The organism is Serratia grimesii, assembly GCF_900186025.1.
GTDB lineage: Bacteria > Pseudomonadota > Gammaproteobacteria > Enterobacterales > Enterobacteriaceae > Serratia > Serratia grimesii.
Genome location: NZ_LT883155.1, coordinates 1836145 through 1862331, shown reverse-complemented (window position 1 = coordinate 1862331; position 26187 = coordinate 1836145). Strand labels below are relative to the sequence as shown.

Below are 26187 nucleotides of genomic sequence, written 5' to 3'. Positions count from 1 at the left end.
ACCGCATCGCGGTTTGGCCATCATTAGAGCAGAATGACGACTATGCGTACTGTACTGAATATTCTTAATTTTGTGTTGGGCGGTTTTTTCACCACCCTTGGCTGGCTGATCGCAACAATATTTAGCGTTGTCCTGATCATCACCCTGCCGTTGACCCGTTCTTGCTGGGAAATCACCAAGCTGTCTTTATTACCTTTCGGCAACGAAGCCATTCACGTTAATGAACTGTACCCGGAAAAAAGCAACGCGCTACTTTCCGCCAGCGGTTCGCTACTTAACATTATCTGGCTGGTTCTGTTCGGCTGGTGGCTGTGCCTGTCGCATATCGCCGCAGGTATTGTGCAGTGCGTAACAATCATTGGTATTCCTGTGGGTATTGCCAATTTCAAAATTGCCGCTATTGCCCTGTGGCCAGTGGGTCGCCGCGTGGTATCAGTTGAGATGGCACAACAAGCCAGAACTGAAAATGCACGGCGTCAGTATCAACAGCGTTAATTTTTTCTCCGTCTGAGGAGTTTTTCGTGCTTTCTTTTGCACCCGCAATACGCCGTTATGCATACAACAGCAACCTGCTTTATGACCTGCGCATTTTTATCGCGCTGGCTGGCGCAGCCGCCGTACCTTGGTGGCTCGCCATCCCCAAGCTCACTATTCCTCTGACATTGGGTGTCGTGGCAGCAGCATTGACCGATCTGGATGATCGCTTGGCAGGCAGACTGCGCAATCTGGTGATCACACTGGTGTGTTTTTTTGTTGCGTCCGCCTCCATTGAACTGCTGTTCGCTTATCCCTGGCTGTTTGCTCTTGGTCTAACCACGTCCACTTGCGGCTTTATATTGCTGGGCGCTTTGGGGCAACGTTACGCCACCATTGCGTTTGGTGCTCTGCTGATCGCAGTGTATACCATGCTCGGTGCCTCAATGTATGACGCCTGGTATCAACAACCGACGTTGCTGATCATCGGCGCTCTCTGGTACAACCTGCTGACATTGATTGGTCATCTGATTTTCCCCATCCGCCCTTTGCAGGAAAATTTGGCGCGTTGTTATAATCAGTTGGCGAATTATCTGGATGCCAAGGCCAACCTGTTTGATCCCGATGTCGAACATGATGCAGATCTGCCGTGGATGGACGTTGCCATGGCTAATAGTGTGTTGATGACGACACTTAACCAGGCCAAAGTTTCATTACTGACCCGATTAAAAGGCGACCGAGGCCAGCGTGGTACCCGCCGCACATTGCACTATTATTTTGTTGCACAAGACATACATGAGCGTGCCAGTTCCGCTCACGTTCAATATCGGGAGCTCAGCCGCCAATTCCGTCATAGCGATATCCTATTCCGTTTTCAGCGCTTACTCAGTATGCAGGCACGTGCATGCCAACAATTGGCACAATCGATTCTGCTGCGGCAAAAGTACCAACATAACCCTCGCTTTGAACCAGCCTTTGGCCGTATTGAAGAAGCGTTAGCACAGATTACCATTACCTCAGAAAACCGTGAGTTAACTAAAGCCCTGTCGCACCTGTTGAAAAATTTACGCGCGATTGATGCACAGTTAGCGAATATCGAGTCTGAACAAGCCCTGGCTAACGGCCAAGCAGAAGAAAACAGTTTGTCAGACGACCGGCTCACCGGCTGGAGCGATATCCGCTTACGTATTAGTCGCCATTTGACACCTCAGTCGGCCCTGTTCCGCCACGCCATTCGCATGTCAGTAGTGCTGTGCATCGGTTATGCCTTTATCCAGCTTACCGGTATGCAACACGGTTATTGGATCCTGTTAACCAGCTTGTTTGTCTGTCAACCCAATTACAATGCCACGCGTCGCAGGCTTGCCCTGCGTATTATAGGTACACTGGCCGGTATTCTTGTCGGCCTGCCAATTCTCTATTTTGTGCCTTCGCTGGAAGGGCAAATGGTGCTGATTGTCATTAGCGGTGTCCTGTTCTTCGCTTTTCGAACCGTGCAGTATGCACACGCCACCATGTTTATTACCTTGCTGGTGTTGCTGTGCTTTAATCTGTTGGGTGAAGGTTTTGAAGTGGCTGCCCCCCGCGTTTACGACACCCTTTTAGGGTGTGCCATCGCTTGGGCAGCGGTCAGTTTCATTTGGCCAGACTGGAAATTCCGCCAATTACCGGCAGTGGTCAGTAAAACAATGAACGCAAACTGCCGTTATCTGGATGCAATTCTGGTGCAGTACCATCAGGGTAAAGACAACGGCCTTCCATACCGTATCGCTCGCCGGGATGCGCACAACAGTGATGCAGAATTGGCTTCGGTGATTTCAAATATGTCTGCCGACCCTAAAGCGAATAAAGAGGTTCAGGATGCAGCCTTCCGGCTGCTGTGTCTGAACCATACATTACTGAGCTATATCTCTGCACTGGGTGCACACCGTGAACGGCTGAATAATTCCTCAACGCTGGATCTTCTGAATGACGCCGTATGTTATGTCGATGGCGCCCTACACCTGGAAGAACAAGATAATCTGCGCATTACCCAGGCATTGGAAAGCCTGGCTGAACGTATCCAACACGCGGCACCAGAGCCGGAAAGCAAAGATCAATTGGTATTGCAGCAAATTGGGCTGGTGATTGAACTGTTGCCTGAACTCACAATGCTTAATGCACAAATAGGCAAATCGGCGTGATCATTCGGGGTCTTTTATGAGGCCCCGAACATCAGGATGATGTCCATGGCGAAGCAATAACACGGTTCGCTCAAACCAACAGGTCAACTCGCTGCGTAATTCAGAGGGTAACGCCGCATGGTGATAGCCGGCAATAGCCCCGCCCAGAGCGAGCAGTGCCCGCAGGCCCAGGTTATGTTGCTGCTGCAATAAGCGAAGATAGCTGCGTTTAGCGCCGTTCAACCGCAAGTCATAGACATTACGAATACCCGCTCGCCAGAGTAAGCGCTCCATATTGATATCGATGTTTGGCAAGGTTTTCAGCCGGCTCTGGTTATCCGTTTTGTCTTGAAGCTCTCGACGAGCTTCGCGAATGGCCTGCCAGGCTAGTCCAACAAGCTCATCCCGATCCCGCCACAGAGTTTCATCTACCCAGTAATAGCGCATGGTAATTGGCATCCCTCGCTTGGAGTAAACCATATTGACCATCCCGCGGGCACGGAAGGCGGGTTCCAGGGAATCCGTTGCTCGAAGATATAGCTCCCCTTCAGCAATCAAGGCGAACATAACGCCGTCGGCCAGTAGCCCGTAACCGCCGAATTGTGAGCGTGTGGTGATGACCCCTAATGCGTAAAAACAGGCTTTAGCCTGTACAACCCTTCCCGATGATATCCCTTTCATAACGTTCTCCTGGTGTAGGTTACCGTCTTATCATTCCCCTCATCAATGAAATAAAGGTAACGTGAACAAGTAATTAGAAAAATACGCACTATCCGCAACGATGCCAATCACTAAAGCCCACCGTATAAAAAATAATCGCAATTATGAGAGGTACTACGAATTTTTGGGTTGATCTTATTCACAACAGGATGTACTGTATAAACATACAGTGACACTACGGGCGGGATACTTTATGCGTACTCAATCACTCTACAAACCCCATTTCAGCCACACCTCTTTTGCGGTGAACAATGCTGCAGAAAACACAGATGCCGGCAAAAAGAATGGCCTTATCAGTGAACTTGTTTACAACGAGCATCAGCCCGCAGTGGCACAATTATTGTTGCCTCTGTTGCAGCAATTAGGTCTGCAGTCTCGCTGGCTGTTATGGCTGACTCCGCAGCAAAAGCTGAGTAAATTATGGTTGCAGCAGTCCGGTCTACCGGTCGAAAAAGTGGTGCAGCTTAGCCAAATCAACTCGCTGGATACGGTTGAAGCTATGGAAAAGGCGTTACTGACAGGTAACTATAGTGTCGTACTCGGATGGCTACCGGATCTTACAGAAGAAGATCGTCTAAAATTAAGGCGTGCGGCAGAATTAGGTAACGCTTATGGGTTCATTATGCGTCCTCAACGTGACATAAACCCGATTCACGGACACTGTTCTACCCTAAAAATTCACTCTTCTTTGTATCATTAAGTAAATTTAGGATTTTTCCCATCATTTTCATCTCCCTCTAAGGGAACCTTTCTGGGATCAGGGACAAAGCGAGTGCGGCTGCGGTTCCGCACCCAAAAACGAGCGTAAAATCGCTCGTTTTTTTGTCGGTTAATGTTAGCAAATATGTACAATTCTGCGTTTTTTTTTAGAGCTTTATCACATCACACTTGTAACTTTCGCGCCACGTTGTAGACTTTACATCGCCAAGGTTGCTCTATAACGCCAGATAAACTGGCCGAGTAACAAACGAGGGCTCAAACCTTGGCGAAGGAATTTAACCAAGGGCTTAAAACAGCTTTAAAGCTCATTGCCTATTTGGATGATAACGAGGCGCAAAATGAAAAAGACAGCTATCGCATTAGCAGTGGCACTGGCTGGTTTCGCTACCGTAGCGCAAGCCGCCCCAAAAGATAATACCTGGTACACTGGTGCTAAACTGGGCTGGTCCCAGTATCATGACACTGGTTTCTACGGCAACGGTTACCAGAATGGTATCGGCAATGGTCCGACCCATAAAGATCAACTGGGTGCTGGCGCGTTCCTGGGTTACCAGGCGAACCAATACCTGGGCTTCGAGCTGGGCTATGACTGGCTTGGCCGTATGCCTTACAAAGGCAGCGTGAACAACGGTGCTTTCAAAGCGCAGGGCGTTCAACTGGCCGCTAAACTGAGCTACCCAATCATGGACGATCTGGACATCTACACTCGTCTGGGCGGCATGGTATGGCGTGCAGACTCCAAAGCTAACTACGGTGCAACTGGCCAACGTCTGAGCGATCACGACACTGGCGTTTCTCCGTTGGCAGCAGTGGGTGTTGAATACGCACTGACCAAAAACTGGGCTACCCGCCTGGACTACCAGTTCGTTAGCAACATCGGTGATGCAGGTACTGTCGGCGCTCGTCCAGACAACACCATGCTGAGCCTGGGTGTTTCTTACCGTTTCGGTCAGGATGATGTTGTTGCTCCAGTTGCTCCAGCACCAGCTCCAGCTCCAGTTGTTGAAACCAAGCGTTTCACTCTGAAGTCTGACGTGCTGTTCAACTTCAACAAATCTACTCTGAAAGCACAAGGCCAACAGGCTCTGGACCAGCTGTACACTCAGCTGAGCTCCATGGATCCTAAAGATGGCTCTGTTGTAGTTCTGGGTTACACCGACGCAGTTGGTTCAGAGCAATACAACCAGAAACTGTCTGAAAAACGCGCTCAAAGCGTTGTTGACTACCTGGTATCTAAAGGTATTCCTTCAGACAAAATCTCTGCACGTGGTATGGGCAAAGCTGATTCCGTCACTGGTAACACCTGTGGCTACAAAGCTGGCCGTGCTACTAAAGCACAGATCGATTGCCTGGCACCAGATCGTCGCGTAGAGATCGAAGTTAAAGGTATCAAAGACGTTGTAACTCAGCCACAAGGCTAAGCTACCACTCTTAGTAAAAAACCCCGCATTGCGGGGTTTTTTTTCGTCTAGAACCAGTGATACTGGCAATAACAGCCTCCTCGCAGCTCGCGAGTTAGCAACTTACTCGTCGTCTTTACCGAGAATGGCTTTTAAATCCTGCTTCAAAAGCGACATCTGGCTCGCGTACTTCTCTTTACGTTCCGCATCTTCGATCAACTGCACCACCGTCTCTGACAATGTTACCCCTCTGCGGCGGGCAAGTGCGGCAAGACGCTGCCAAACTAAAAATTCCAGATCGATAGATTTTTTACGCGTGTGTTGATGTTCTGCATTAAAATGACGCTTACGTCGTGCGCGGATGGTTTGCTTCATCCGGTTATCCAGGTCCGGATTCATGTGGCGGCTAATCCACGTCAGCACTTTTACCGGCTCATTTTCCAGCTTAAGCAGCTCGTCAATGGCTTCCTGAGCAACGCTGTTTTCAATATGGCGGGTAATAGCTTCCCCTTCCCGGTGCTTTTTCACCAGGTACTTCCATTTCCAACCGCTCTCCAGATTTTCCAGTTGCTGATATTTCATCGTGAGCTCTTCAGTGACCGCGTAACTTTATTAAGCATAACAGCTTTGCGCCGAATTTCCCCGGCAATTACGCCCCCATTTAGACTGTTTTTTGCACAGTCGCCGCGTGATGTCAAACTCCCTGACACCAACTTCTACTCTGCATGTATCAAGCTGCCGTTATTCTTGTATAATCGCCCTTTCCCTTTTTGACGATTGCATCTAACACTTTGACCAATAACCGACTTGAATGGCAATCACTGTTGCCGGACGTTACGCCTTATCAAGCGATATTTGATACCGCCGCGCAGTTGGCTCCCGTGTCCTTTGCCACTATTCAGCCACGTCTGGAAAATGCACTGACGCTGTTTTGCCATCCACAATCGCCACCGCGTTTCATGCTGTTGAAAGCGCAGGAAACGCGTGAGTATTTGGCGCTGATCGCTCATGCAGTTGAGCAACTGCAACCCAAAAATACGGCGTTCAAGGGCAGTCACTATGTGATCCAAGGCAGCAAGGTAAGTGTAGAACCTGCCAGCCGCGGTGATGAGCCATTTTCCGCCGGGGGTGCCTGCGTATTTCAGGAGTGGGTTGAACCAGAACAGTTGTTTGGCTGCGTCAGGATCCACAATGACGAGATCAGCCTGCAACCCGGTCTGGTGCATCAGGCCAATGGCGGTGTACTGATCCTGTCGGCGCGTTCTTTGCTCGCCCAACCGCTGCTGTGGTTGCGTTTGAAGCAGATGATCACCCAACGTCAGTTCCATTGGGTTTCCCCAGATGAAACACGTCCTTTGCCAATCACTATTCCGGCGATGCCGCTGGAGTTGCGGTTGATCGTGGTTGGCGATCGTCACGGTCTTGCGGATTTCCATGATATTGAGCCGGAACTGAGTGAGCAAGCTGTCTACGGTGAGTACGAAGAAGACCTGCAACTCACCGAAATCGATGACATGGTTCAATGGTGTGGCTACGTCAATACGCTGATTGATGAGAAGCAGCTACCGCCTCTGGCAGCCGACGCCTGGTACCCTCTGATGATACAGGCGGTACGTTACAGTGGCGATCAGGGCAATCTGCCGCTGTCCCCACTGTGGCTCGTCCAGCAGCTTTCTGAAGCAGCACTGTATGTCGAAGAAGAAAACATCACTGCCAAAGCGTTTGAAGCCGCGTTGAATGCGCGTGAATGGCGTGAAAGCTACCTTGCCGAACGAATGCAGGATGAAATTGAACTGGGCCAAATCCTGATTGAGACTGAAGGCGAAGTCGTCGGTCAGATCAATGGCCTGTCGGTATTAGAGTACCCAGGTCATCCACGCAGTTTCGGTGAGCCCTCTCGCATCAGCTGTGTCGTCCACCTTGGCGATGGCGAATTCACCGACGTCGAGCGTAAAGCCGAGCTTGGCGGTAATCTTCATGCCAAAGGCATGATGATTATGCAGGCATTCCTGATTTCAGAACTTGAACTGGACCAACCGCTGCCCTTCTCCGCGTCAATCGTCTTTGAGCAATCTTACGGTGAAGTAGATGGCGACAGTGCCTCACTCGCTGAGTTGTGTGCGCTCATCAGTGCGCTGTCATTGCAGCCGATCACACAGCAAATTGCGGTTACTGGCTCTGTAGACCAATTCGGCAATGTGCAGCCAATTGGCGGCGTCAACGAGAAGATCGAAGGCTTTTTTGAAGTTTGCCAACGTCGTGGTTTGACAGGCAAACAGGGCATCATCCTGCCCGCAACCAACGTGCGCCATCTGTGTCTACGCCAGGATGTGGTCGATGCGGTACGCGAAGGCCAGTTCCATCTGTGGGCCGTCGATAGCGCCGCTGAGGCCTTGCCATTACTCACCGGTTACCCCTACTCTGATGAACAACAGCCGAATCTATTAGCTGCTATTCAGGAACGGATTGCACAGGTGAATCCACAGGAACGTCGGCGCTGGCCATGGCCGCTTCGCTGGCTTAACTGGTTCAACCACGGCTGATCGGACTTGTTCAGCGTACACGTGTAAGCTAATCTGCGCCCTTCAATAAAATAAGGTTTACTGAGAACATGGTAGAAAAACGCGACTCCTATACGAAAGAAGACCTCGAAGCATCCGGCCGTGGCGAGCTGTTTGGCGCTGGCGGCCCGCCGTTGCCGGCAGGTAACATGTTGATGATGGACCGCGTGGTCAAAATGACTGAAGACGGTGGTACCTACAACAAGGGTTATGTGGAAGCGGAACTGGATATCAATCCGGACCTATGGTTCTTTGGTTGCCACTTTATCGGCGATCCGGTGATGCCAGGCTGCCTGGGTCTGGATGCCATGTGGCAATTGGTTGGCTTCTACCTCGGCTGGTTGGGTGGCGAAGGTAAAGGTCGTGCACTGGGCGTGGGTGAAGTTAAATTCACCGGCCAGGTACTGCCAACCGCGAAGAAAGTGACCTACCGCATCAACTTCAAACGCGTGATCATCCGTAAACTGATTATGGGTGTAGCAGATGGTGAAGTCTTGGTCGACGGTCAAGTCATTTACACTGCAAGCGATCTGAAAGTGGGCCTGTTCAAGGACACTGCTGCGTTCTAACCGCAGTCACGGCGGCCCTTCCCGGTCGCCGTTTATTTTCCCGCCGTGGTTATATTGTGCCTTCATATGCACACATTCGTAACGGCTAAATAGTAACTACAATTATTGTAGTTACAAAGAGGTGTGCCATGCAAAAAACTCGTTTTGATAACATGCCATGCCCAGTCGCACGCTCTCTTGATCGTGTCGGTGAATGGTGGAGTATCCTGATACTTCGCGATGCGTTTCATGGCTTATCTAGATTTGATGAATTCCAGCAAAGCCTTGGGCTTTCGCCCACCATATTGACCCGTCGTCTAAAGTTCCTGGTGGAAAGCGGTATTCTGCATAAACAGCGATATCAAACACGGCCAGTTCGATACGAGTATCTGCTCACCGAGCGTGGCAACGATTTTTTCCCCGTGCTTGCTGCGCTGTTTCACTGGGGCAACACCCACTTGGCCGATGACGGTATTAGCGCAGAATTGGTCGATCGCCGCACCGGACAACCGATACGTGTACAACTGATTGACAGCATTACCCAGCAGCCTATCGCGCTGCATAATATTACTTTGGCACCAGGACCTGCGGCGACAGAAGGTATGCGCCAACGTGCAGCCCTGATGCAGCAGCACCTTTCTGCATTCCCCCCAGAATCATCCAAGGAGTCACTATGAACAATCGTCGTATAGTCATTACCGGCATGGGCGCCGTTTCACCATTGGGATGCGGCGTAGAGGCTATCTGGCAGCGTCTGCTGAAAGGTCAGTCAGGCATTCGCCCATTACCGGAAGAGATCGTTGCCGACCTGCAAGTTAAAGTCGGTGGCCAGGTACCTTCATTAGAACAAGATGCCGAGGCTGGTTTCGATCCGGATCGTTCTGTTGCGCCAAAAGATCAAAAGAAAATGGATCGCTTTATCCTTCTCGCCATGGCAGCAGCAGATGAGGCGATTCAACAAGCAGGCTGGAAAGCCGACACCGAAGATAAGCAGGAACGCACTGCAACGGTGATCGCCTCCGGCATTGGTGGTTTCCCCGCCATCGCGCAGGCGGTACGCACTACCGACAGCCGAGGTGCCAAACGCCTGTCACCTTTCACCATCCCTTCCTTCCTGGTTAACCTGGCCGCAGGCCACGTTTCAATTAAACATCAGTTCAAAGGCCCGATTGGCGCCCCTGTGACAGCCTGTGCAGCAGGTGTACAAGCGATTGGCGATGCCGTGCGTATGATTCGTAACGATGAGGCCGATATCGCGCTGTGTGGCGGTACAGAAGCAGCAATTGACACTGTTAGCCTTGGTGGCTTTGCCGCAGCGCGCGCCATGTCTACAGCGCCAGCAGATGCTGCAGTTACGGCTTCACGCCCTTTTGATAGCGAGCGTAACGGCTTTGTTATGGGTGAAGGTGCCGGCATGCTGGTGATTGAAACACTGGAACATGCGCTCGCTCGGGGAGCGACGCCCTTGGCGGAAATTGTCGGCTACGGCACCAGCGCAGACGCCTACCACATGACCTCTGGTGCCGAAGATGGCGACGGAGCCTACCGCGCAATGAAAATTGCCCTCAGGCAAGCAGGCGTAACACCAGAACAGGTTCAACACCTGAATGCGCACGCAACTTCCACGCCGGTGGGGGATTTAGGGGAAATTAACGCCATCAAGCATCTGTTCGGCACGAATGGCAGTGTAGCCGTCACATCGACCAAATCAGCTACGGGTCATTTATTGGGTGCTGCTGGCGGTTTAGAGACCATTTTTACCGCGCTGGCACTGCGCGATCAAATCGCACCGGCCACACTGAATTTGGACAATCCAGATCCTGCGGCGGCAGGATTACATCTGGTGGCGAAGAAAGCTGAACCTATGGCCATCACCTATGCGCTGTCGAACGGCTTTGGTTTTGGCGGTGTGAATGCAAGTATTTTGCTGAAGCGTTGGCAGGGATAATATTACCTGAAACAAAAACCTCCGCGCTTGGCGGAGGTTGTTCCTTTTTTTGACAGGGAGCCGCTTAAGCGGTCACAGCCCTGTCTTCCATGGCTTCTCGCCAACCTCCCAGCCACTGAGACCGGGCGTCCACCGATGATTGGTAGGGACAATATTCCCTGGAACGCCCTAAAATACCTGCTTGATAACCTCTCGAATGCGCCCTTTCCAGACGATCGCGTTTCTGTCTCTTCATGCCTCGTTTCCCTCATTTTTTGGTCTGGTGGAAAGAAAACAATGGCTGCTTTTTGCGCAGCCACGTTTAACCAATAGCGCTAAATGACGGGAAGATCAATGCGCAAAATTCACGCCAATGTCATATTTGTGAGCTACACACGTAGAATTTGCTAAGTGGCTGATCTGCCAAAAATAAGTTAATCTATTGAAATAAAACAAAAAACCCTCCCAGCGTGTAAATTTAAAATTTCACGCTGGGAGGGATTAGACTCTTTTAGTACAAATTATGACTAAAAACGACTGGCCTGAGCAGCAATGTCTTGTGCTTCTTGCTGCCACCCTTGTGCCAGTGTCCGCACCAATGCATCGTAGCCGTCTTCACCCTGCTTTAGTTCCAGATTAAACGGTCGCTTGATCAGATTACCTTGATGGTTCAGCACCCATTCGCCACGAATAATAGCCTTGCCATCAAAACGTCCATGGAAGCCACTAACGTTGACGTTAAGTACGTCTTGCTCGCTGCTCATCGGCTGAGAAGACACGACCCAACCTGGCATGGCGCTGCTCAGGTTAGTGACCAGTGTCTGCTGCAACTGTTGGTCAAGCGGACTGGCCCAGAGGTTGTTCTGGGCGATCACGTACTGCACATCATTGGTCTGGTAAACCACCCCACTCTGCGCCAAATAATCCGCTACGCTAACGTGTTCCAGCCACAGTTGGCGCGACGTCGAGCCACCGCTGACCTGCGCCGGCGTACCCAATGCCGGCAATTGGTAGTAGGTTTTCTGTGGCGTACTGCTACAGGCGCTGAGTAACAGCGCCAAGGCTACCGGAATCCATTTCATCATTTATTGGCCTTCTTCGGCTGAGGATCGTTACTGCCCGCGGCTTCAAATACCAGCGCGTTGCTCTTTTCATTCAGAGTACGCAACACCGGCTGCAGTTCGCGTAGCACCTGATCAAGACGTTGCATATCGCCGACCATCTTATTGTAAGCCGGAGAACCTGGTTGGAACCCTTTCATGCTGCGATTGAGTTCTTGCAAGGTTTTCTGCATATCCTGCGGCAACGCTTTCATCTCTCTGCTGGCGATGATGTCATTCAACGACTGCATGGTTTTCTGCGTTGTCTGCATGGTTTTCTGGCTTTCAGCCAACGTTTTGGTCGCTTCATCGATCATCGGATTGAGCGGCATCGAGTTGATTTTATCCAGCGTCTGCATCAGTTTCTGCTGGATCTGCGCCAGGCCACCGCTGGTGGTTGGCATCAACGGATAACCAAACATCTCTCGCGGCCCTTTCCAGGCTTTCACTTGTGGATAGAAGTCCAGATCGACATATAACGAGCCCGTCAGCAGGTTGGCAGACTTCAACGAAGCGCGCATACCGCGTGACTCGGCATCTTTCAGATGGCCTTCAATATCGAAGTTACCGCCCAATTCCTTCTGGAAGCGATCCGGCTCGATGCGGATCAATACCGGAATACGGTAGTCAGTATCCAGACGCTGAACCATGCCTTTTTGGTAGAACGGCACCTGGCCAACGGTGCCCAGACGGATGCCGCGGAATTCCACCGGAGCGCCTGGTTGCAACCCGCGAACCGAATCGGCGAAGAACAGCAGGTAGTCTTTATGCACGGTATACAGCGAATCCTGGATGCTGCGCTGGTTGTCGAACAGGTGGTACTCCGCTTTCGGTTGCGCCAGTTCACCTCGGTCCCATCCGTCCGGCACGTCAAAGCTGACGCCACCGCTGAACAAGGTCGCCAACGAGCCCATTTCCACCCTCATCCCCTGCGCCGACATATCGAACGCCACACCGCTGTCTTTCCAGAAACGTACGTTACTGGTCACCAATTGATCGTAAGGTGCGGAAATGAATAATTGATAACGCATGGCACGCATCTTGGGATCAAAATAACTTGTCTCCACCGAGCCAACGCGATAACCGCGGAACAACACCGGATCACCGGCGTTCAACTGTCCGGATCTTTCGCTATCCAGTACAACGCGTAACCCTTTAGCGTCAGGGGAAGCCAATGGCGGCGCGTCCAGCAGTTGATAATTGTTCTTGCCTGCCTTGCCTTTAGTACCCGGTTGCAGCTCGATATAGGCACCGGAAAGCAGCGTCCCCAGACCGGAAACGCCCCCGCGACCAATTTGCGGTTTCACGACCCAGAAGGCCGAGTCCTGACGCAACAGTTTCTCCATGCCGGAGTTCAGGCGCGCCTCGACCACCACCTTGCTCAAGTCTTCGCTCAGAGTGACCGTCTCCACAATACCGACGTCGACACTGCGGCTTTTTATTTTAGTTTTCCCCGCTTCCAGTCCTTCTGCGGTGGTTGTGACTAACGTCACCACCGGGCCTTGATGGCTGAAATGGTAAAACAGGATCCAGGCGCCGATCAGTGCTGTGACAATGGGGATGATCCACACTGGCGACCAGCGTTTGATCTTCTCAACGTCTGCGACGCTATGATTATTTTCCGTCACCTTGCGGCTCCTTTTTTCTTGTTTCGTTTACGCGATCCCAGGTCAACCGGGGATCAAACGTCATGGCTGCAAACATAGTGAGGATCACGACCATGGCGAACAACAGTGCGCCAATGTCAGGATAAATGCTCATCAATTGCCCCATCCGTACCAGTGCCGACAGTACGGCAATGACAAATACGTCAATCATTGACCAACGACCAACAAACTCAACCACTTCATAAATCAGGTGCATGCGCTCGCTGTCAGCTCTGGCTTTCCCCGTGCCGTTTGCATCCCAACACAACCAGCCAATTGCCATCATTTTCAACGAAGGAACCATAATACTGGCAATGAAGATCACCATTGCCACCGGGTAAGATCCTTCGCCCCACAACAGGATCACCCCAGCCATGATGGTGGAGGTAAGTTTATTGCCCAGCGCCTCAGTGACCATAATAGGCATCAGATTAGCCGGGATATACAGCAGGATCGACGTGAGCAGCAGTGCCAACGTCCATTGTAGGCTATGACGGCGGCGCACATAACCACGGCTATGGCAGCGTGGACATTCGGTTAAGTCCGCCGGCAGGATTGCCGTGCAACACTGGCAGGAACGCAGCCCTTGACGCAGCCCCGTGCGCCCGACTTCCATCGGTTGTGTGAGACGCGGTGCCGGTTCAATATCATTCCACAGCCAACGGCGATCCACACATTGAAAGGCACGCACCTGTAACAGACAAAATAGGCAATAAGGCACAAAGCTGCTACCCACACCAATATCACCGTAGGCCATCAGCTTAACGAAGCTGACCAAAACCCCAGCCAGAAAAATTTCCACCATGCACCAGGTTTTAAACTGGAACAACATCTTGGCCATCCACTCTTTCAGGCGTATGGGAATAGATACCCTGGCGCACAAAAGAATGATCGCCACCATGCAAAATGCCGGGATCAGTTGAACGAACACCATAAACAGCGTGGCCATGCTGGCGTAATCTTCCGCCACCATCACCTGCGGGATCTGGATCAGTTTGATTTCGTTACCGAGACCGGCAACGCGCATATTAATAAAAGGGAAAATATTCGCCAGCACCAGCATGAACAATGCACTGAGGGCGTAACCGATCGGCCGCTTACGCGGTTCATCCCAGCGGGAGCTGAGGGTTGTTTTACAACGCGGGCATATCGCTTTGGAACCATATGCCAGCGGCGGCAATGCCACCAGCATGTCGCACTGTGGACACAGCATCAGATTGTCCTGTTGCTGTTGTACGTGCGTTGCGTGACTGTGCTGCTCGTGATTCGCGTGGGAACACACCATATTCCTCCTTAATAACGTTGCTCGCCGATACGGCAATACCGCCCGCAGCAGCGCGCGGGCGGTATTATCAACGGTTAGCCGTTTTTCATCGCTTCCAACTCTTCCCAGCGGGCAAACGCTTCTTCCAGCGCCCCTTCGGCTGCGGCCAGTGCCGTCAGTACTTGCTGTGTTTCACTGTGAGGACGCGTGAAGAAATCCGCATCATTCATTTGCGCCTGCAACGCTGTAATTTCCGTTTCCAGCTGTTCGAGGCGCTGCGGTAACTGTTCCAGCTCACGTAACAAGTTATAGCTCAGTTTAGCTGCAGGTTTCTTCGACTGTTCAGCCTTTTTTTCCGCCACAGGCTTGTTCTGATCGGCCGCTACCTGACGGATCGGTTTTGCCGTCGCACGTTGATGGTGCGCGTCGTAGTAACCACCGACAAAGGTGCTGATCACACCGTTGCCTTCAAAGATCCAGCACTCGGTCACGGAGTTATCAACGAATTGACGATCGTGGCTCACCAACATCACGGTACCTTGATAACCGTCGATCAGCTCTTCCAGCAATTCCAGCGTTTCAACGTCAAGGTCGTTGGTCGGTTCATCGAGGATTAATAAGTTACTTGGCTTCAGGAACAGCTTAGCCAGCAACAAACGGTTACGCTCACCACCTGACAAGGCTTTTACCGGCGTCATCGCACGTTTCGGGTGGAACAGGAAGTCCTGTAAGTAACCCAGTACGTGGCGGGAACGGCCGTTGACCATCACTTCCTGCTTGCCTTCTGCCAGGTTGTCCATCACCGTGCGCTCTGGATCCAGATCGGCACGGTGTTGGTCGAAGTAAGCCACTTCCAGCTTGGTCCCGCAATGCACGCGACCGCTATCGGCTTTCAACTGGCCGAGCATCAGTTTCAGCAGCGTCGTTTTACCACAGCCATTTGGGCCGACTAACGCAATTTTGTCACCACGCTGTACCTGGGCGGAGAAATCACGCACCAGCACTTTACCGCCAACCTGATAGTTAACGTCTTCCATTTCAAACACGATTTTGCCAGAGCGTACAGCCTCTTCCACCTGCATTTTGGCAGTGCCCATGACTTCACGGCGTTCCGAGCGCTCATTACGTAATGCCTTCAGCGCACGTACTCGGCCTTCGTTACGGGTTCGGCGCGCTTTGATGCCCTGACGGATCCACACTTCTTCCTGTGCCAGCTTGCGGTCGAATTCAGCGTTTTGTAATTCTTCCACACGCAACGCTTCTTCTTTGCTCAGCAGGTACAGGTCATAGTTACCCGGCCAGGAGACCAACTTACCGCGATCGAGATCGACAATACGCGTTGCCATGTTACGGATAAAGGAACGGTCGTGAGAAATGAACACGATACTGCCCTGGAATTCTTTCAGGAATCCTTCCAGCCAATCGATGGTTGAAATATCCAGGTGGTTCGTCGGTTCGTCGAGCAACAGTACGCGTGGGGAGCTCACCAGCGCACGGCCCAGCGCCGCTTTACGCAGCCAGCCGCCAGAGAGCGAGGAAAGTTCTGCATCGCCGTTCAGGCCCAACTGCAACAGCACTTCGCTGATACGGCTGTCGAGCTGCCACAATCCCTGGTGATCAAGGATTTCCATAATCTGCGCCATGCGCGTCAGGTTTTTCTCGCTTGGATCGGTTTCTACCAAATGCGAGATCGCATGATACGCCTTCAGATGTTCTGCCTGCTCAGCCACGCCTTCCGCCACAAAGTCGAAGACTGTGCCGCCGATATTGCGCGGTGGATCCTGTTGTAGACGCGCCACAATCAGATCTTGCTCGTATATCACACGGCCGTCATCCAGCGGGATTTCTTTACCGAGGATCTTCAACAGCGTGGACTTACCGGCGCCGTTACGCCCAACAAGACAAACGCGTTCGTTGTCTTCAATATGAATTTCGGTGTTGTCTAAAAGGGGTGCATCGCTGAAGGACAACCAGGCACCGGACATGCTAATTAACGACATAGTAATTATTTTCCTTCGCCGGCATGGGTAACCAGCCAGCAGTTATGAATTTGACGGTTACGGGCAAAGTCCTGCGACTGTGTCTGGGCAGTGATTTCTTTCGCCTCCAGACCCAACGCACTCAGGCCAGCCATATCCATCTGGAAACCGCGCTTGTTGTTCGAGAACATGATGGTTCCGTTACGACGCAGTAACCGTTTCAAATCTTGCATCAACACCAGGTGATCGCGCTGAACGTCAAAAGTATTCTCCATACGCTTGGAGTTGGAGAACGTTGGCGGATCGATAAAGATCACGTCAAATTGCTCGTCGGCATTTTGCAGCCATGACAAGCAATCTGCATGGATCAATCTGTGCTGTTTGCCGGTCAGGCCATTCACACGCAAGTTCTTCTCTGCCCATTCCAGGTAGGTGCGCGACATGTCCACCGTGGTGGTGCTACGCGCGCCGCCCAGACCCGCATGCACGCTGGCTGTGCCGGTATAAGCAAACAGGTTGAGGAAGTCTTTGCCTTTACTCATCTCACCCAGCATGCGACGAGCAATACGGTGATCGAGGAACAGACCGGTATCGAGATAGTCTGTCAGGTTAACCCACAGCTTGGCGTTGAATTCTTCCACCAGCAAGAATTCGCCCTTCTGCGCTAACTTTTCGTACTGATTTTTGCCTTTCTGGCGTTCACGTGTTTTCAGGATTAACTGATTCGACGGCAATTCCAGCACTGCCAGCGTGGCGTTGATCACATCAAACAGACGCTGACGCGCTTTCTGCGCATCAATGGTTTTTGGCGGCGCATACTCCTGCACCACGATCTTGCTACCGTAACGATCCACAGCCACGTTATAGTCAGGCAGGTCAGCATCATACAAGCGGTAGCATTCGATGCCTTGTTGCTTAGCCCACTTGTCGAGCTTCTTCAGGTTTTTACGCAGGCGGTTGGCAAAATCTTCCGCTACCTGCACGCCACCGGCACCCTGCGGGTTTTCCGCCAGTTGGTAATTTTTCTGCACACAGTCCAACGGGCCATTTTTGGCCTTAAACTGGCGTTCCGCACGTAACTGTAAGCAGCTCAGTAGCTCGGGTGATGCGCTGAACAGCGACAGTTGCCAGCCACCGAAAGCGCTCTTCATGATACGGCCCAGCATGTTATGCAAAGCAATCAGCGCGGGTTCACTTTCCAGACGCTCGCCGTACGGCGGGTTACTGACCACTGTCCCCGTCGGGCCTTCCGGCAGCGGGTTAGTCAGCTTACTAACGTCGTTGACGTTAAAGGTGATCAGTTCGGCAACGCCGGCACGACGGGCGTTGCCACGAGCCATTTCAATCACCCGGCGATCAATGTCGGAACCAAAGAAACGCGAAGTGGTTTCCTGCAAGCCGCGACGTGCACGCACCTGTGCTTCGGTGATCACTTCACGCCACAGATCGGCATTATGACCATTCCAGGCGGTAAAGCCCCAATGCTGACGATGCAGGCCTGGTGCACGATCGGAAGCAATCATCGCGGCTTCGATCAATAGCGTGCCTGAACCACACATTGGATCAACCATCGGCGTACCCAACTGCCAACCTGAACGCTGCACAATCGCTGCCGCCAGACTTTCTTTCAACGGCGCCTGACCGGTTAAGTCACGGTAGCCACGCTGGTGCAAGCCTTCACCGCTTAAATCAAGTGCAACACTGGCCATATCGCGTTGCAGGAATACATTAACGCGAATGTCCGGCTGCTGCTTCGCCACTGTCGGACGCTGATCGATCTTGCGGGTAAAGCTGTCGACAATGGCGTCTTTGACTTTCAACGCGCCGTATTGGCTGTTGCGAATCTCTTCGTTAACGCCACTGAAGTGAACGGCGAAGGTTTTATCCACGCCAAAGATGTTCGTCCAGTCGATCGCCTGCACACCCAGATACAAATCCAGGTCGCTGTGCACACGAAATTCATTCAGTGGCAGCAAAATACGTGAGGCCAGACGGCTCCACAGCAAGCTTTGGTACAGAAGACGATCGTCACCCTGAAAATGTACCCCACCCTGTACGACTTTACAGGCGTGAGCGCCCAGCGCTTCGAGTTCGCTTTTTAACAGTTCTTCCAGTCCACGCGCCGTGCTGGCAAACAGAGAGTTCATATCGTACTTATCACCAAAAAGAAAATTGTTGCGCATTATAGCTAATCCAGACCGCTTGTCATAAAGTTGCTCCCTTCTATTTCATTATCGCACGGGGATAAGGGTGATTACGCTTTCCAAACTTTACGTTCATCCGGTGAAATCGCTCCGGGGTTTGCAGCTTTCTCACGCTCAGGTTTCCAGTAGTGGATTGGCGTTTGATCGCACCTTTATGATCACCGAACCGGATGGCACCTTTATTACCGCGCGCCAATATCCGCAAATGGTACTGTTCACTCCAGCGCTATTGGCTGACGGTTTATTCCTCACCGCGCCGGACGGCGAAAGCGCTGCCATTCGCTTCAATGATTTCGCCCCCGAGGCGCAACCCACTGAAGTCTGGGGAAACCATTTCACCGCGCTGATTGCACCGCAGCCAATTAACAGCTGGCTAAGTGGCTATTTCCAGCGTGACGTGCAGCTGCGCTGGCTCGGCCCAGAACCCACCCGTCGCGTTAAAAAACTCCCTGAAATCCCCCTGTCTTTCGCCGATGGTTACCCGTATCTGCTGATTAACGAAGCGTCATTCAACGACTTACAACAACGCTGTCCCGGCAGTATCAAGCTGGAGCAATTCCGTCCCAATCTGGTGGTGACAGGTGCCAGTGCGTGGGCAGAAGATGGCTGGCAGGTGATCCGCGTCGGTGACGTGATGTTTGATCTGGTGAAACCTTGCAGCCGTTGCGTGCTGACTACCGTGAGTATTGAACGCGGGCGTAAGCATCCGAGCGGTGAACCACTCAGCACCCTGCAGAAATTCCGCACTGCTGACAACGGCGATATCGATTTTGGCCAAAATATGGTGGCGCGCAACAGTGGCATTATCCGCGTTGGCGATACGGTGGAAGTCTTATCCACTAAACCGGCACGCCCCTATGGCGCGGGTAAAGTCGTTGAAAGCGTACAGGCACCACAAGACAGCGCGCATAGCGTCACTATTGAATACGCAGGAACGGTGTTTACCGGTAATAATCAGCAGATCTTGCTTGAGCAGTTAGAACAACAAGGGCTCCGCGTGCCTTATTCGTGCCGTGCGGGGATTTGCGGGAGTTGTCGCATGACATTGGTCAGTGGCGAAGTGGCGCCGCTGAAGAAAAGTGCGGTAGCCAACAATGGCACCATCCTCTCCTGCAGCTGTATTCCAAAAAGTGATTTAACCTTGGCGTAATTAGCCTTACATTGCCCTGTCGTAAGCCGGAACGGAAGCTTCATCTTGCGCACAGGGTTTAAGGCGATCGTGCATCACTTTGATTGCATCACCCAACACCATGGTACGGCCAGCGACTGACAGCTGATTTTGCGCAAGCAGACAAAGGCTAGCGTTATCGCCGGCTTCCACCACCAGCAAACGGGCTTCAACCCCGCTTTCCATCACCTTCACTGCCGCCAGTTCACCATTCTTTGGCTGTAACGGATAATGTTGCTGAGAAAAATGCCAGCTTTTCGGCATTAGCGGTTTCAAGAATCGATAAGCCACCAAGGCATTTAATACCAGCTCAGCACGTTGCTCGTGACTCAGCTTTATCTGTTTGCACTGCTCTTCATAATTAAAATAAAGCGCCGCGTCATCGACACAGAAAGAGCATTCATCGAAGGCATCCGGCGTTAACATTTTGGCAGGGAAACGCGAACGAAAGATCATACCATTTGCTAAATCCAGCATTAGCCGATCATGTTCAGCGTCAAAATACCAACGCCAATTATCGTCAGGTTTTATCTTCATCTCTTATCCTTCTCGCTGCCCATGCCACGCTGTATTTACCCTAAAAGGTGATTTTATCACCACTAAAGTCGCTTAAACATCGGATAATTCCGCGAACGATATTTATGCTAGTGGACAAAATATAGACGAGCCGGGAGAAGAAATAAACCCCCGGCCGAAAATGAAAGGAAAAATATTAGATGTAGTTAACGATATCTTTAATCAGGCGCGGACCTTTGAAGATAAATCCGGAATAAATTTGTACCAAGGAAGCCCCGGCTGCCATTTTTTCACGCGCCGCCATCAGGGAATCAATTCCGCCAACACCAATAATTGGCAAACGCCCTTGCAGCTCAAGTGACAGACGGCGGATCACGTCGGTGCTACTCGCCTGTAGCGGGCGACCACTTAGGCCACCCATTTGTTCGCAATAATTCAGCCCCTGGATCAATTTACGATCCAGTGTGGTATTGGTCGCGATCACGCCATCGATATTATGGCGAACCAAACTGTCCGCTATTTGGATCAACTCTTCTTCAGAAAGATCCGGCGCGATCTTTACAGCGACAGGCACATATTTGTGATGCCGCGCATGCAATTCCTGCTGTTTATTTTTAATCGCGGCCAGAAGATCGTCCAACGCTTCCCCGTACTGTAAAGAACGTAATCCCGGAGTATTTGGTGACGAAATGTTAATCGCGATATATCCGGCATACGGATAAACTTTATCCATGCAGATCAGATAATCGTCTTTTCCTTGCTCAACCGGGGTATCTTTATTCTTGCCGATATTAATCCCAAGAATACCGCCGAAATGAGATTTCTTAACGTTTTCAACCAGGTTATCTACACCCCGGTTATTAAAGCCCATACGGTTGATCAGGCCTTCCGCTTCCACAATACGGAACAGACGCGGCTTATCATTACCTGCCTGCGGGCGCGGCGTCACAGTGCCGACTTCGACAAAGCCAAAACCCATGGCACCAAACGCATCGATACATTCACCGTCTTTATCCAGACCGGCAGCCAAACCCAATGGGTTTTTAAAAGAGAGCCCCATGCAGCTTACCGGCTTGGTCGGCACAGCCTGACGAATAAGGAATTCTAACGGGGTGCCGGTGACACGGCGAAGCTGATGAAAAGTCAATTCATGCGCACGCTCGGGATCGAGCTGGAACAACGCTTTTCTGATGATGGGGTAGTACATGTACTCTCCTGATTTCCCGGTTGCAAACCGGGGGCGTATTATCCGGTATCCCCAGGCCAATTGGAATTGATTAAAAGCAAAAAAAGTGTTTTTTACGCAACCGTTTCCCCTCGCCAAGGTTTAAACCATCGCCAATCCGCATTTGTGCATATCAAAATCAAAAAATGAGATTTAAGTAACCCGCCCCTTTGCTGATACGTTTAAAACACTTCTCGACAATTTACTCATTAAACCTAACTTTTAGTTATAAGGAGTGGTAATGCGCGTTATATCACTGGCCGGCAGTCCTCGCATCCCTTCACGATCAGCTGCACTGCTTTCCCTGAGTCAACGTTGGTTGCAACAGCAAGGCGTGGAAGTGATTGCCTACACCCTGCACGACTTTGATGCCGAAGATTTGCTGTATGCCAACTTTAATAGCCCCGCGATCAAAGCCTTTACTGAACAACTGGCGCAAGCCGACGGCTTGCTGGTTTCTACGCCAGTGTATAAAGCGTCATTCTCCGGTGCCTTGAAAACCTTGTTGGATCTGCTGCCCGAGCGCGCACTAGACCATAAGGTGGTGCTGCCGCTGGCCACTGGCGGATCCATTGGCCATATGTTGGCAGTGGATTACGCCTTGAAACCAGTGCTGGCCGCGCTGAAAGCACAGGAGGTGTTGCACGGGGTGTTTGCCGATGACAGCCAGGTGGTGCTTAGCGGTGAAGAAGTTACGCTGTCCGAAAATATGGCAGCCCGGTTGGAAGAAGCCTTGGAAAGCTTTTATCTGGCCCTCGGTCGCCGTAAACCGCCAAGGGTAAAGATCTCCCCGGCGCTGCTTGCCCGCCAAACGGCCTGAAAGAACCGCATATAAGGAAATAAGGATGAAACGACTTTCTTCACTCGGCCGCTGGCTTGGTACCAGCGCATTGGCAGGCATTATCTCACTGGTATGGATCAATACCGCCAGGGCGCAAGATCCGGCGCAGTTCCGCATTGGTTACCAAAAAGGATCGATTAGCCTGGTATTGGCGAAATCACACCAGCTTCTGGAACAACGGTTTCCTAATACCAAAATCAGTTGGATCGAATTCCCCGCAGGTCCGCAAATGCTCGAAGCTCTGAACGTGGGCAGCATCGACTTAGGCAGTACTGGCGATATTCCACCGATCTTCGCCCAAGCCGCCGGGGCGGATTTGCTGTATGTCGGTGTAGAGCCACCAAAGCCCAAGGCGGAAGTGATCTTGGTGCCGGAGAACAGCCCAATCAAAACCGTCGCGGATCTGAAAGGGCGTAAAGTCGCTTTCCAGAAAGGTTCCAGCTCCCACAACTTACTGCTGCGCTCACTGCAAAAAGCAGGGCTAAAATTCACCGATATTCAGCCTATCTATCTGACCCCTGCTGATGCCCGTGCCGCCTTCCAACAAGGCAATGTCGATGCCTGGACTATCTGGGATCCCTACTATTCTGCCGCTTTGCTACAGGGTGGCGTGCGGGTACTGGGTGACGGTACCGAGCTTAATCAAACAGGCTCTTTCTACCTTGCAGTACGCCCTTATACCGAAGCCAACGGACCGTTCATTCAACAAGTGCTCGATGTACTGACACAGGCCGATGCACTGACCCACAGCGATCGTGCGCAAAGCGTCACACTGTTGGCAAACGCGATGGGTCTGCCAGAGAACGTGATCTCCGCTTATCTGGATCACCGTCCGCCGACGTCTATTAAACCTTTAGACGCGCACACCATTGCCGCTCAGCAGCAAACCGCCGACCTGTTTTATGCCAATCATTTGGTGCCCGTGAAAGTCGATATTTCTCAACGCATCTGGCACCCAAGCGCCCAATAATTTAGGAGAACGGACAATGAGCCTGAACGTATTCTGGTTTTTACCCACTCATGGCGACGGCCACTATCTGGGCAGCACTGAAGGTGCTCGCAGTGTTGATTACGGCTATTTACAGCAAATCGCGCAAGCAGCTGACCGACTGGGCTTCGGCGGTGTATTGATCCCGACCGGCCGTTCATGCGAGGACTCTTGGCTGGTGGCTGCCTCGCTGATTCCAGTCACCCAGCGACTGAAGTTCCTGGTCGCGCTACGCCCAGGTATCATTTCACCCACACTGGCGGCGCGTCAGGCGGCAACGCTGGATCGCCTCTCCAACGGCCGGGCACTCTTTAACCTAGTCACCGGCGGTGATCCTGAAGAGCTGGCAGCAGAAGGTCTGCATCTAAATCACGAAGAACGTTACGAAGCCTCAGCAGAGTTCACCCACGTCTGGCGCAAGGTACTGGAAGGTGAAACCGTCGATTTTAACGGTAAACATATTCAGGTAAAGGGCGCAAAACTGCTGTACCCGCCGGTGCAACAGCCACGTCCACCGCTCTATTTTGGCGGATCCTCCGCCGCTGCGCAGGATCTGGCAGCCGAACAGGTTGAAATGTACCTCACCTGGGGTGAACCCCCAGCGCAGGTAAAAGAAAAAATTGCCGAAGTTCGCGCCAAAGCGGCGGCCAAAGGTCGCAAGGTACGTTTTGGGATACGTCTGCATGTGATCGTACGTGAAACCACAGAAGAAGCCTGGCGGGCCGCCGATCGGTTAATCGCCAATCTCGATGAGAAGACCATCGCCGACGCCCAGAAGGCCTTTACTCGCTTTGACTCCGTTGGACAACAACGCATGGCAGCATTGCACGGCGGCAAGAAAGATAATCTGGAGATCAGCCCTAATCTGTGGGCTGGCGTTGGTCTGGTGCGTGGCGGAGCCGGTACCGCATTGGTGGGTGATGGCCCGACGGTGGCGGCGCGTATGCAGGAATATGCCGATCTGGGTATCGATACCTTTATCTTGTCCGGCTACCCGCATTTGGAAGAAGCCTACCACGTTGGTGAACTGTTGTTCCCACATCTTGACCTGGCAGAAAATGAAGCGCCCACGCAACGCCGACCGGTCAAAGCACAGGGTGAAGTGGTGGCCAATATCTATATTCCGCAAAAAGCGTCGCAAAGCTGAGGAGCCACACTATGGCAAACGGCACACAACGTATCTTGCATCGTCTCGCCCCCTGGGCATTGCCAGTAGCGTTGGTGGTTATCTGGCAAATATCCGTTGAGGCTGGCTGGCTGTCGAACCGTATTCTGCCGGCACCAAGCGCCGTGGTTACCGCCTTTTGGACGCTGACCAAAAGCGGCGAGCTGTGGCAACACCTGACGATCAGCAGTTGGCGTGCACTGATCGGCTTTAGCATCGGTGGCAGCATTGGGCTTGTGCTGGGTTTTATAACCGGTCTGTCACCTTGGGGCGAACGTCTGCTGGACAGTTCCGTGCAGATGATCCGCAACGTGCCGCATTTGGCACTGATACCGCTGGTGATCCTGTGGTTTGGCATCGATGAATCCGCCAAGATCTTTCTGGTCGCATTGGGCACTCTATTTCCTATCTATCTGAACACTTATCACGGCATTAAGAATATCGATCGCGGTCTGCTTGAAATGGCGCGCAGCTATGGCCTGAGTGGTTTTCAGTTATTTACCCAAGTGGTTTTGCCGGGCGCTCTGCCTTCGATCATGGTCGGTGTACGTTTCGCGTTAGGTTTTATGTGGCTCACCCTGATCGTGGCGGAAACCATTTCTGCCAACTCGGGGATCGGTTATCTGGCGATGAATGCCCGTGAATTCTTACAGACAGATGTCGTGGTAGTAGCGATTGTGCTGTATGCCCTACTCGGCAAGTTGGCTGACGTCAGTGCCCAGTTGCTGGAACGTATCTGGTTACGCTGGCATCCAGCCTACCAACTGAAACAAGGAGAAGCGCTATGACGGCTCCCGCCCGTATTCCCCAAGGCACCCCGGTCACGCTGGAATCTATTGCCAAACGCTACGGCAACCGCACGGTGCTAGAAAATATTCAGTTGCGCATCAGCGCTGGCCAGTTTATTGCCGTTGTCGGTCGCAGTGGCTGCGGTAAAAGTACCCTACTGCGTCTGATGGCCGGGCTGGAAAACGCCAGCAGTGGTGTATTGCTGAGCGGTAATGCACCGCTCGCCAGTGCCAGAGACGATACGCGCCTGATGTTTCAGGACGCACGCCTGCTGCCATGGAAAAAGGTGATCGACAATGTCGGTCTCGGATTACGCGGCCACTGGCGGGAGGATGCGTTACAGGCATTGAACGCTGTCGGATTGGCCGATCGCGCCAGTGAGTGGCCGGCGGCATTATCCGGTGGGCAAAAACAGCGGGTGGCATTGGCCCGCGCATTGATCCATCGTCCACGTCTCCTGCTTTTGGATGAACCTTTAGGCGCCTTGGATGCGTTAACGCGGATCGAAATGCAGGGGTTGATCGAAGGACTATGGCAACAGCATGGTTTCACCGTGTTGTTGGTGACGCATGACGTCAGTGAAGCCATTGCGCTGGCAGATCGGGTGATTTTGATTGAGGAAGGACGTATCGGATTGGATCTGACCATTGACTTGCCGCGACCGCGCCGTAAAGGATCGAGTAAGTTGGCAGAGCTGGAGGCTGAAGTATTGGACAGAGTGCTGTCTCCGCCCCCGACACTGACCGAAACCTCACGTCGAGTCGCGAATTAAAAAAGGGACGGCATTGCC

At 52.1% G+C, this 26187-nt stretch carries 24 protein-coding genes; 14 read left to right on the top strand and 10 right to left on the bottom strand.

Going from position 1 to position 26187, the window contains the following annotated elements:
• Positions 1-42: 42 nt before the first annotated feature.
• Together SGBXF1_RS08615 and yccS are read left to right on the top strand one after the other, a co-directional pair.
• Positions 43-495 (top strand): YccF domain-containing protein, encoded by a 453-nt coding sequence (locus tag SGBXF1_RS08615; protein ID WP_130380046.1) that lies wholly within the window; start codon positions 43-45, stop codon positions 493-495.
• A gap of 26 nt (positions 496-521) precedes the next feature.
• Positions 522-2657: a YccS family putative transporter gene (gene yccS, locus SGBXF1_RS08610; protein ID WP_186428170.1), complete on the top strand. Its 2136-nt coding sequence runs from the start codon at positions 522-524 to the stop codon at positions 2655-2657.
• Here yccS and SGBXF1_RS08605 read toward each other — a convergent pair whose 3' ends face one another.
• Positions 2658-3317 carry a TfoX/Sxy family protein gene (locus SGBXF1_RS08605; protein WP_186428169.1) on the bottom strand — a complete coding sequence of 220 codons (660 nt, stop codon included), beginning with the start codon at positions 3315-3317 and terminating at the stop codon, positions 2658-2660.
• A 232-nt stretch (positions 3318-3549) separates the two neighbouring features.
• On the opposite strand from SGBXF1_RS08605, the gene sulA reads away from it, so the two are divergent.
• Together sulA and ompA are read left to right on the top strand one after the other, a co-directional pair.
• On the top strand, positions 3550-4056 hold the full coding sequence (gene sulA / locus SGBXF1_RS08600; RefSeq protein ID WP_186428168.1) for an SOS-induced cell division inhibitor SulA: 507 nt from the start codon (positions 3550-3552) through the stop codon (positions 4054-4056).
• A 358-nt stretch (positions 4057-4414) separates the two neighbouring features.
• Positions 4415-5497 carry a porin OmpA gene (gene ompA / locus SGBXF1_RS08595; RefSeq protein ID WP_061807249.1) on the top strand — a complete coding sequence of 361 codons (1083 nt, stop codon included), beginning with the start codon at positions 4415-4417 and terminating at the stop codon, positions 5495-5497.
• A 102-nt stretch (positions 5498-5599) separates the two neighbouring features.
• Here the strand turns inward: ompA and matP are convergent, their stop codons facing one another.
• Positions 5600-6058, bottom strand: a complete 459-nt coding sequence (gene matP, locus SGBXF1_RS08590) for a macrodomain Ter protein MatP (RefSeq protein ID WP_037419281.1) — start codon at positions 6056-6058, stop codon at positions 5600-5602.
• 209 nt (positions 6059-6267) lie between these two features.
• On the opposite strand from matP, the gene SGBXF1_RS08585 reads away from it, so the two are divergent.
• From SGBXF1_RS08585 to fabF, 4 genes are all read left to right on the top strand, one after another.
• A complete protein-coding gene (locus SGBXF1_RS08585) occupies positions 6268-8019 on the top strand; it encodes an AAA family ATPase (protein WP_172479775.1) in 1752 nt (583 codons plus the stop codon).
• Between the two features lie 68 nt (positions 8020-8087).
• On the top strand, positions 8088-8606 hold the full coding sequence (gene fabA, locus SGBXF1_RS08580) for a bifunctional 3-hydroxydecanoyl-ACP dehydratase/trans-2-decenoyl-ACP isomerase (RefSeq protein WP_037419266.1): 519 nt from the start codon (positions 8088-8090) through the stop codon (positions 8604-8606).
• 128 nt (positions 8607-8734) lie between these two features.
• A complete protein-coding gene (locus tag SGBXF1_RS08575) occupies positions 8735-9262 on the top strand; it encodes a winged helix-turn-helix transcriptional regulator (RefSeq protein WP_130380042.1) in 528 nt (175 codons plus the stop codon).
• Positions 9259-10533: a beta-ketoacyl-ACP synthase II gene (gene fabF / locus SGBXF1_RS08570; RefSeq protein ID WP_130380040.1), complete on the top strand. Its 1275-nt coding sequence runs from the start codon at positions 9259-9261 to the stop codon at positions 10531-10533. Before SGBXF1_RS08575 ends, fabF begins: the two co-directional genes overlap by 4 nt.
• Positions 10534-10597: 64 nt before the next feature.
• Here fabF and rmf read toward each other — a convergent pair whose 3' ends face one another.
• The 6 genes from rmf to rlmKL form a co-directional block, all read right to left on the bottom strand.
• Positions 10598-10768 carry a ribosome modulation factor gene (gene rmf / locus SGBXF1_RS08565; protein ID WP_071827009.1) on the bottom strand — a complete coding sequence of 57 codons (171 nt, stop codon included), beginning with the start codon at positions 10766-10768 and terminating at the stop codon, positions 10598-10600.
• A 271-nt stretch (positions 10769-11039) separates the two neighbouring features.
• Positions 11040-11597 (bottom strand): membrane integrity-associated transporter subunit PqiC, encoded by a 558-nt coding sequence (pqiC, locus tag SGBXF1_RS08560; protein WP_061807244.1) that lies wholly within the window; start codon positions 11595-11597, stop codon positions 11040-11042.
• Complete coding sequence (gene pqiB, locus SGBXF1_RS08555) at positions 11594-13240, bottom strand: intermembrane transport protein PqiB (RefSeq protein ID WP_186428167.1); 1647 nt, start codon at positions 13238-13240, stop codon at positions 11594-11596. The genes pqiC and pqiB overlap by 4 nt, the downstream gene beginning before the upstream one ends.
• Positions 13227-14543, bottom strand: a complete 1317-nt coding sequence (gene pqiA / locus SGBXF1_RS08550; RefSeq protein WP_051922596.1) for a membrane integrity-associated transporter subunit PqiA — start codon at positions 14541-14543, stop codon at positions 13227-13229. The genes pqiB and pqiA overlap by 14 nt, the downstream gene beginning before the upstream one ends.
• A gap of 74 nt (positions 14544-14617) precedes the next feature.
• Positions 14618-16522 carry an ABC transporter ATP-binding protein gene (locus SGBXF1_RS08545; protein WP_037422033.1) on the bottom strand — a complete coding sequence of 635 codons (1905 nt, stop codon included), beginning with the start codon at positions 16520-16522 and terminating at the stop codon, positions 14618-14620.
• 5 nt (positions 16523-16527) lie between these two features.
• The gene (rlmKL, locus tag SGBXF1_RS08540; protein WP_130382976.1) at positions 16528-18648 is read right to left on the bottom strand and encodes a bifunctional 23S rRNA (guanine(2069)-N(7))-methyltransferase RlmK/23S rRNA (guanine(2445)-N(2))-methyltransferase RlmL; all 2121 of its coding nucleotides are present in this window, start codon (positions 18646-18648) and stop codon (positions 16528-16530) included.
• Between the two features lie 103 nt (positions 18649-18751).
• On the opposite strand from rlmKL, the gene SGBXF1_RS08535 reads away from it, so the two are divergent.
• Positions 18752-19855, top strand: a complete 1104-nt coding sequence (locus tag SGBXF1_RS08535; protein WP_061807237.1) for a YcbX family protein — start codon at positions 18752-18754, stop codon at positions 19853-19855.
• A gap of 6 nt (positions 19856-19861) precedes the next feature.
• On the opposite strand, the gene SGBXF1_RS08530 is transcribed toward SGBXF1_RS08535, so the two are convergent.
• Both SGBXF1_RS08530 and pyrD read right to left on the bottom strand, forming a co-directional pair.
• Complete coding sequence (locus SGBXF1_RS08530; RefSeq protein WP_037422023.1) at positions 19862-20410, bottom strand: cell division protein ZapC; 549 nt, start codon at positions 20408-20410, stop codon at positions 19862-19864.
• A gap of 175 nt (positions 20411-20585) precedes the next feature.
• Complete coding sequence (gene pyrD, locus SGBXF1_RS08525; RefSeq protein WP_037422021.1) at positions 20586-21596, bottom strand: quinone-dependent dihydroorotate dehydrogenase; 1011 nt, start codon at positions 21594-21596, stop codon at positions 20586-20588.
• Between the two features lie 259 nt (positions 21597-21855).
• On the opposite strand from pyrD, the gene ssuE reads away from it, so the two are divergent.
• Genes ssuE through ssuB form a run of 5 tightly spaced genes read left to right on the top strand, consistent with a single transcriptional unit; the run spans position 21856 to position 26169 of the window.
• On the top strand, positions 21856-22434 hold the full coding sequence (ssuE, locus tag SGBXF1_RS08520) for an NADPH-dependent FMN reductase (protein WP_037422018.1): 579 nt from the start codon (positions 21856-21858) through the stop codon (positions 22432-22434).
• Between the two features lie 25 nt (positions 22435-22459).
• Entirely contained in the window at positions 22460-23425 is a 966-nt protein-coding gene (locus tag SGBXF1_RS08515) for a sulfonate ABC transporter substrate-binding protein (protein WP_186428166.1), read from the top strand.
• A gap of 16 nt (positions 23426-23441) precedes the next feature.
• Positions 23442-24590 carry an FMNH2-dependent alkanesulfonate monooxygenase gene (gene ssuD / locus SGBXF1_RS08510; protein ID WP_186428165.1) on the top strand — a complete coding sequence of 383 codons (1149 nt, stop codon included), beginning with the start codon at positions 23442-23444 and terminating at the stop codon, positions 24588-24590.
• Between the two features lie 11 nt (positions 24591-24601).
• Positions 24602-25396, top strand: coding sequence for an aliphatic sulfonate ABC transporter permease SsuC (gene ssuC / locus SGBXF1_RS08505; RefSeq protein WP_061807235.1), 795 nt, complete (start codon positions 24602-24604; stop codon positions 25394-25396).
• The gene (ssuB, locus tag SGBXF1_RS08500) at positions 25393-26169 is read left to right on the top strand and encodes an aliphatic sulfonates ABC transporter ATP-binding protein (protein WP_061807234.1); all 777 of its coding nucleotides are present in this window, start codon (positions 25393-25395) and stop codon (positions 26167-26169) included. The genes ssuC and ssuB overlap by 4 nt, the downstream gene beginning before the upstream one ends.
• Positions 26170-26187 lie beyond the last annotated feature (18 nt).

Coding starts and splice junctions, on each gene's coding strand:
- ssuB (WP_061807234.1), top strand. CDS start 25,393: ATGACGGCTCCCGCCCGTATTCCCCAAGGCACCCCGGTCACGCTGGAA.
- fabF (WP_130380040.1), top strand. CDS start 9,259: ATGAACAATCGTCGTATAGTCATTACCGGCATGGGCGCCGTTTCACCA.
- ssuC (WP_061807235.1), top strand. CDS start 24,602: ATGGCAAACGGCACACAACGTATCTTGCATCGTCTCGCCCCCTGGGCA.
- SGBXF1_RS08615 (WP_130380046.1), top strand. CDS start 43: ATGCGTACTGTACTGAATATTCTTAATTTTGTGTTGGGCGGTTTTTTC.
- SGBXF1_RS08605 (WP_186428169.1), bottom strand. CDS start 3,317: ATGAAAGGGATATCATCGGGAAGGGTTGTACAGGCTAAAGCCTGTTTT.
- rmf (WP_071827009.1), bottom strand. CDS start 10,768: ATGAAGAGACAGAAACGCGATCGTCTGGAAAGGGCGCATTCGAGAGGT.
- pyrD (WP_037422021.1), bottom strand. CDS start 21,596: ATGTACTACCCCATCATCAGAAAAGCGTTGTTCCAGCTCGATCCCGAG.
- ssuD (WP_186428165.1), top strand. CDS start 23,442: ATGAGCCTGAACGTATTCTGGTTTTTACCCACTCATGGCGACGGCCAC.
- pqiA (WP_051922596.1), bottom strand. CDS start 14,543: ATGGTGTGTTCCCACGCGAATCACGAGCAGCACAGTCACGCAACGCAC.
- ompA (WP_061807249.1), top strand. CDS start 4,415: ATGAAAAAGACAGCTATCGCATTAGCAGTGGCACTGGCTGGTTTCGCT.
- pqiC (WP_061807244.1), bottom strand. CDS start 11,597: ATGATGAAATGGATTCCGGTAGCCTTGGCGCTGTTACTCAGCGCCTGT.
- ssuE (WP_037422018.1), top strand. CDS start 21,856: ATGCGCGTTATATCACTGGCCGGCAGTCCTCGCATCCCTTCACGATCA.
- SGBXF1_RS08530 (WP_037422023.1), bottom strand. CDS start 20,410: ATGAAGATAAAACCTGACGATAATTGGCGTTGGTATTTTGACGCTGAA.
- SGBXF1_RS08515 (WP_186428166.1), top strand. CDS start 22,460: ATGAAACGACTTTCTTCACTCGGCCGCTGGCTTGGTACCAGCGCATTG.
- rlmKL (WP_130382976.1), bottom strand. CDS start 18,648: ATGAACTCTCTGTTTGCCAGCACGGCGCGTGGACTGGAAGAACTGTTA.
- sulA (WP_186428168.1), top strand. CDS start 3,550: ATGCGTACTCAATCACTCTACAAACCCCATTTCAGCCACACCTCTTTT.
- fabA (WP_037419266.1), top strand. CDS start 8,088: ATGGTAGAAAAACGCGACTCCTATACGAAAGAAGACCTCGAAGCATCC.
- SGBXF1_RS08575 (WP_130380042.1), top strand. CDS start 8,735: ATGCAAAAAACTCGTTTTGATAACATGCCATGCCCAGTCGCACGCTCT.
- matP (WP_037419281.1), bottom strand. CDS start 6,058: ATGAAATATCAGCAACTGGAAAATCTGGAGAGCGGTTGGAAATGGAAG.
- SGBXF1_RS08545 (WP_037422033.1), bottom strand. CDS start 16,522: ATGTCGTTAATTAGCATGTCCGGTGCCTGGTTGTCCTTCAGCGATGCA.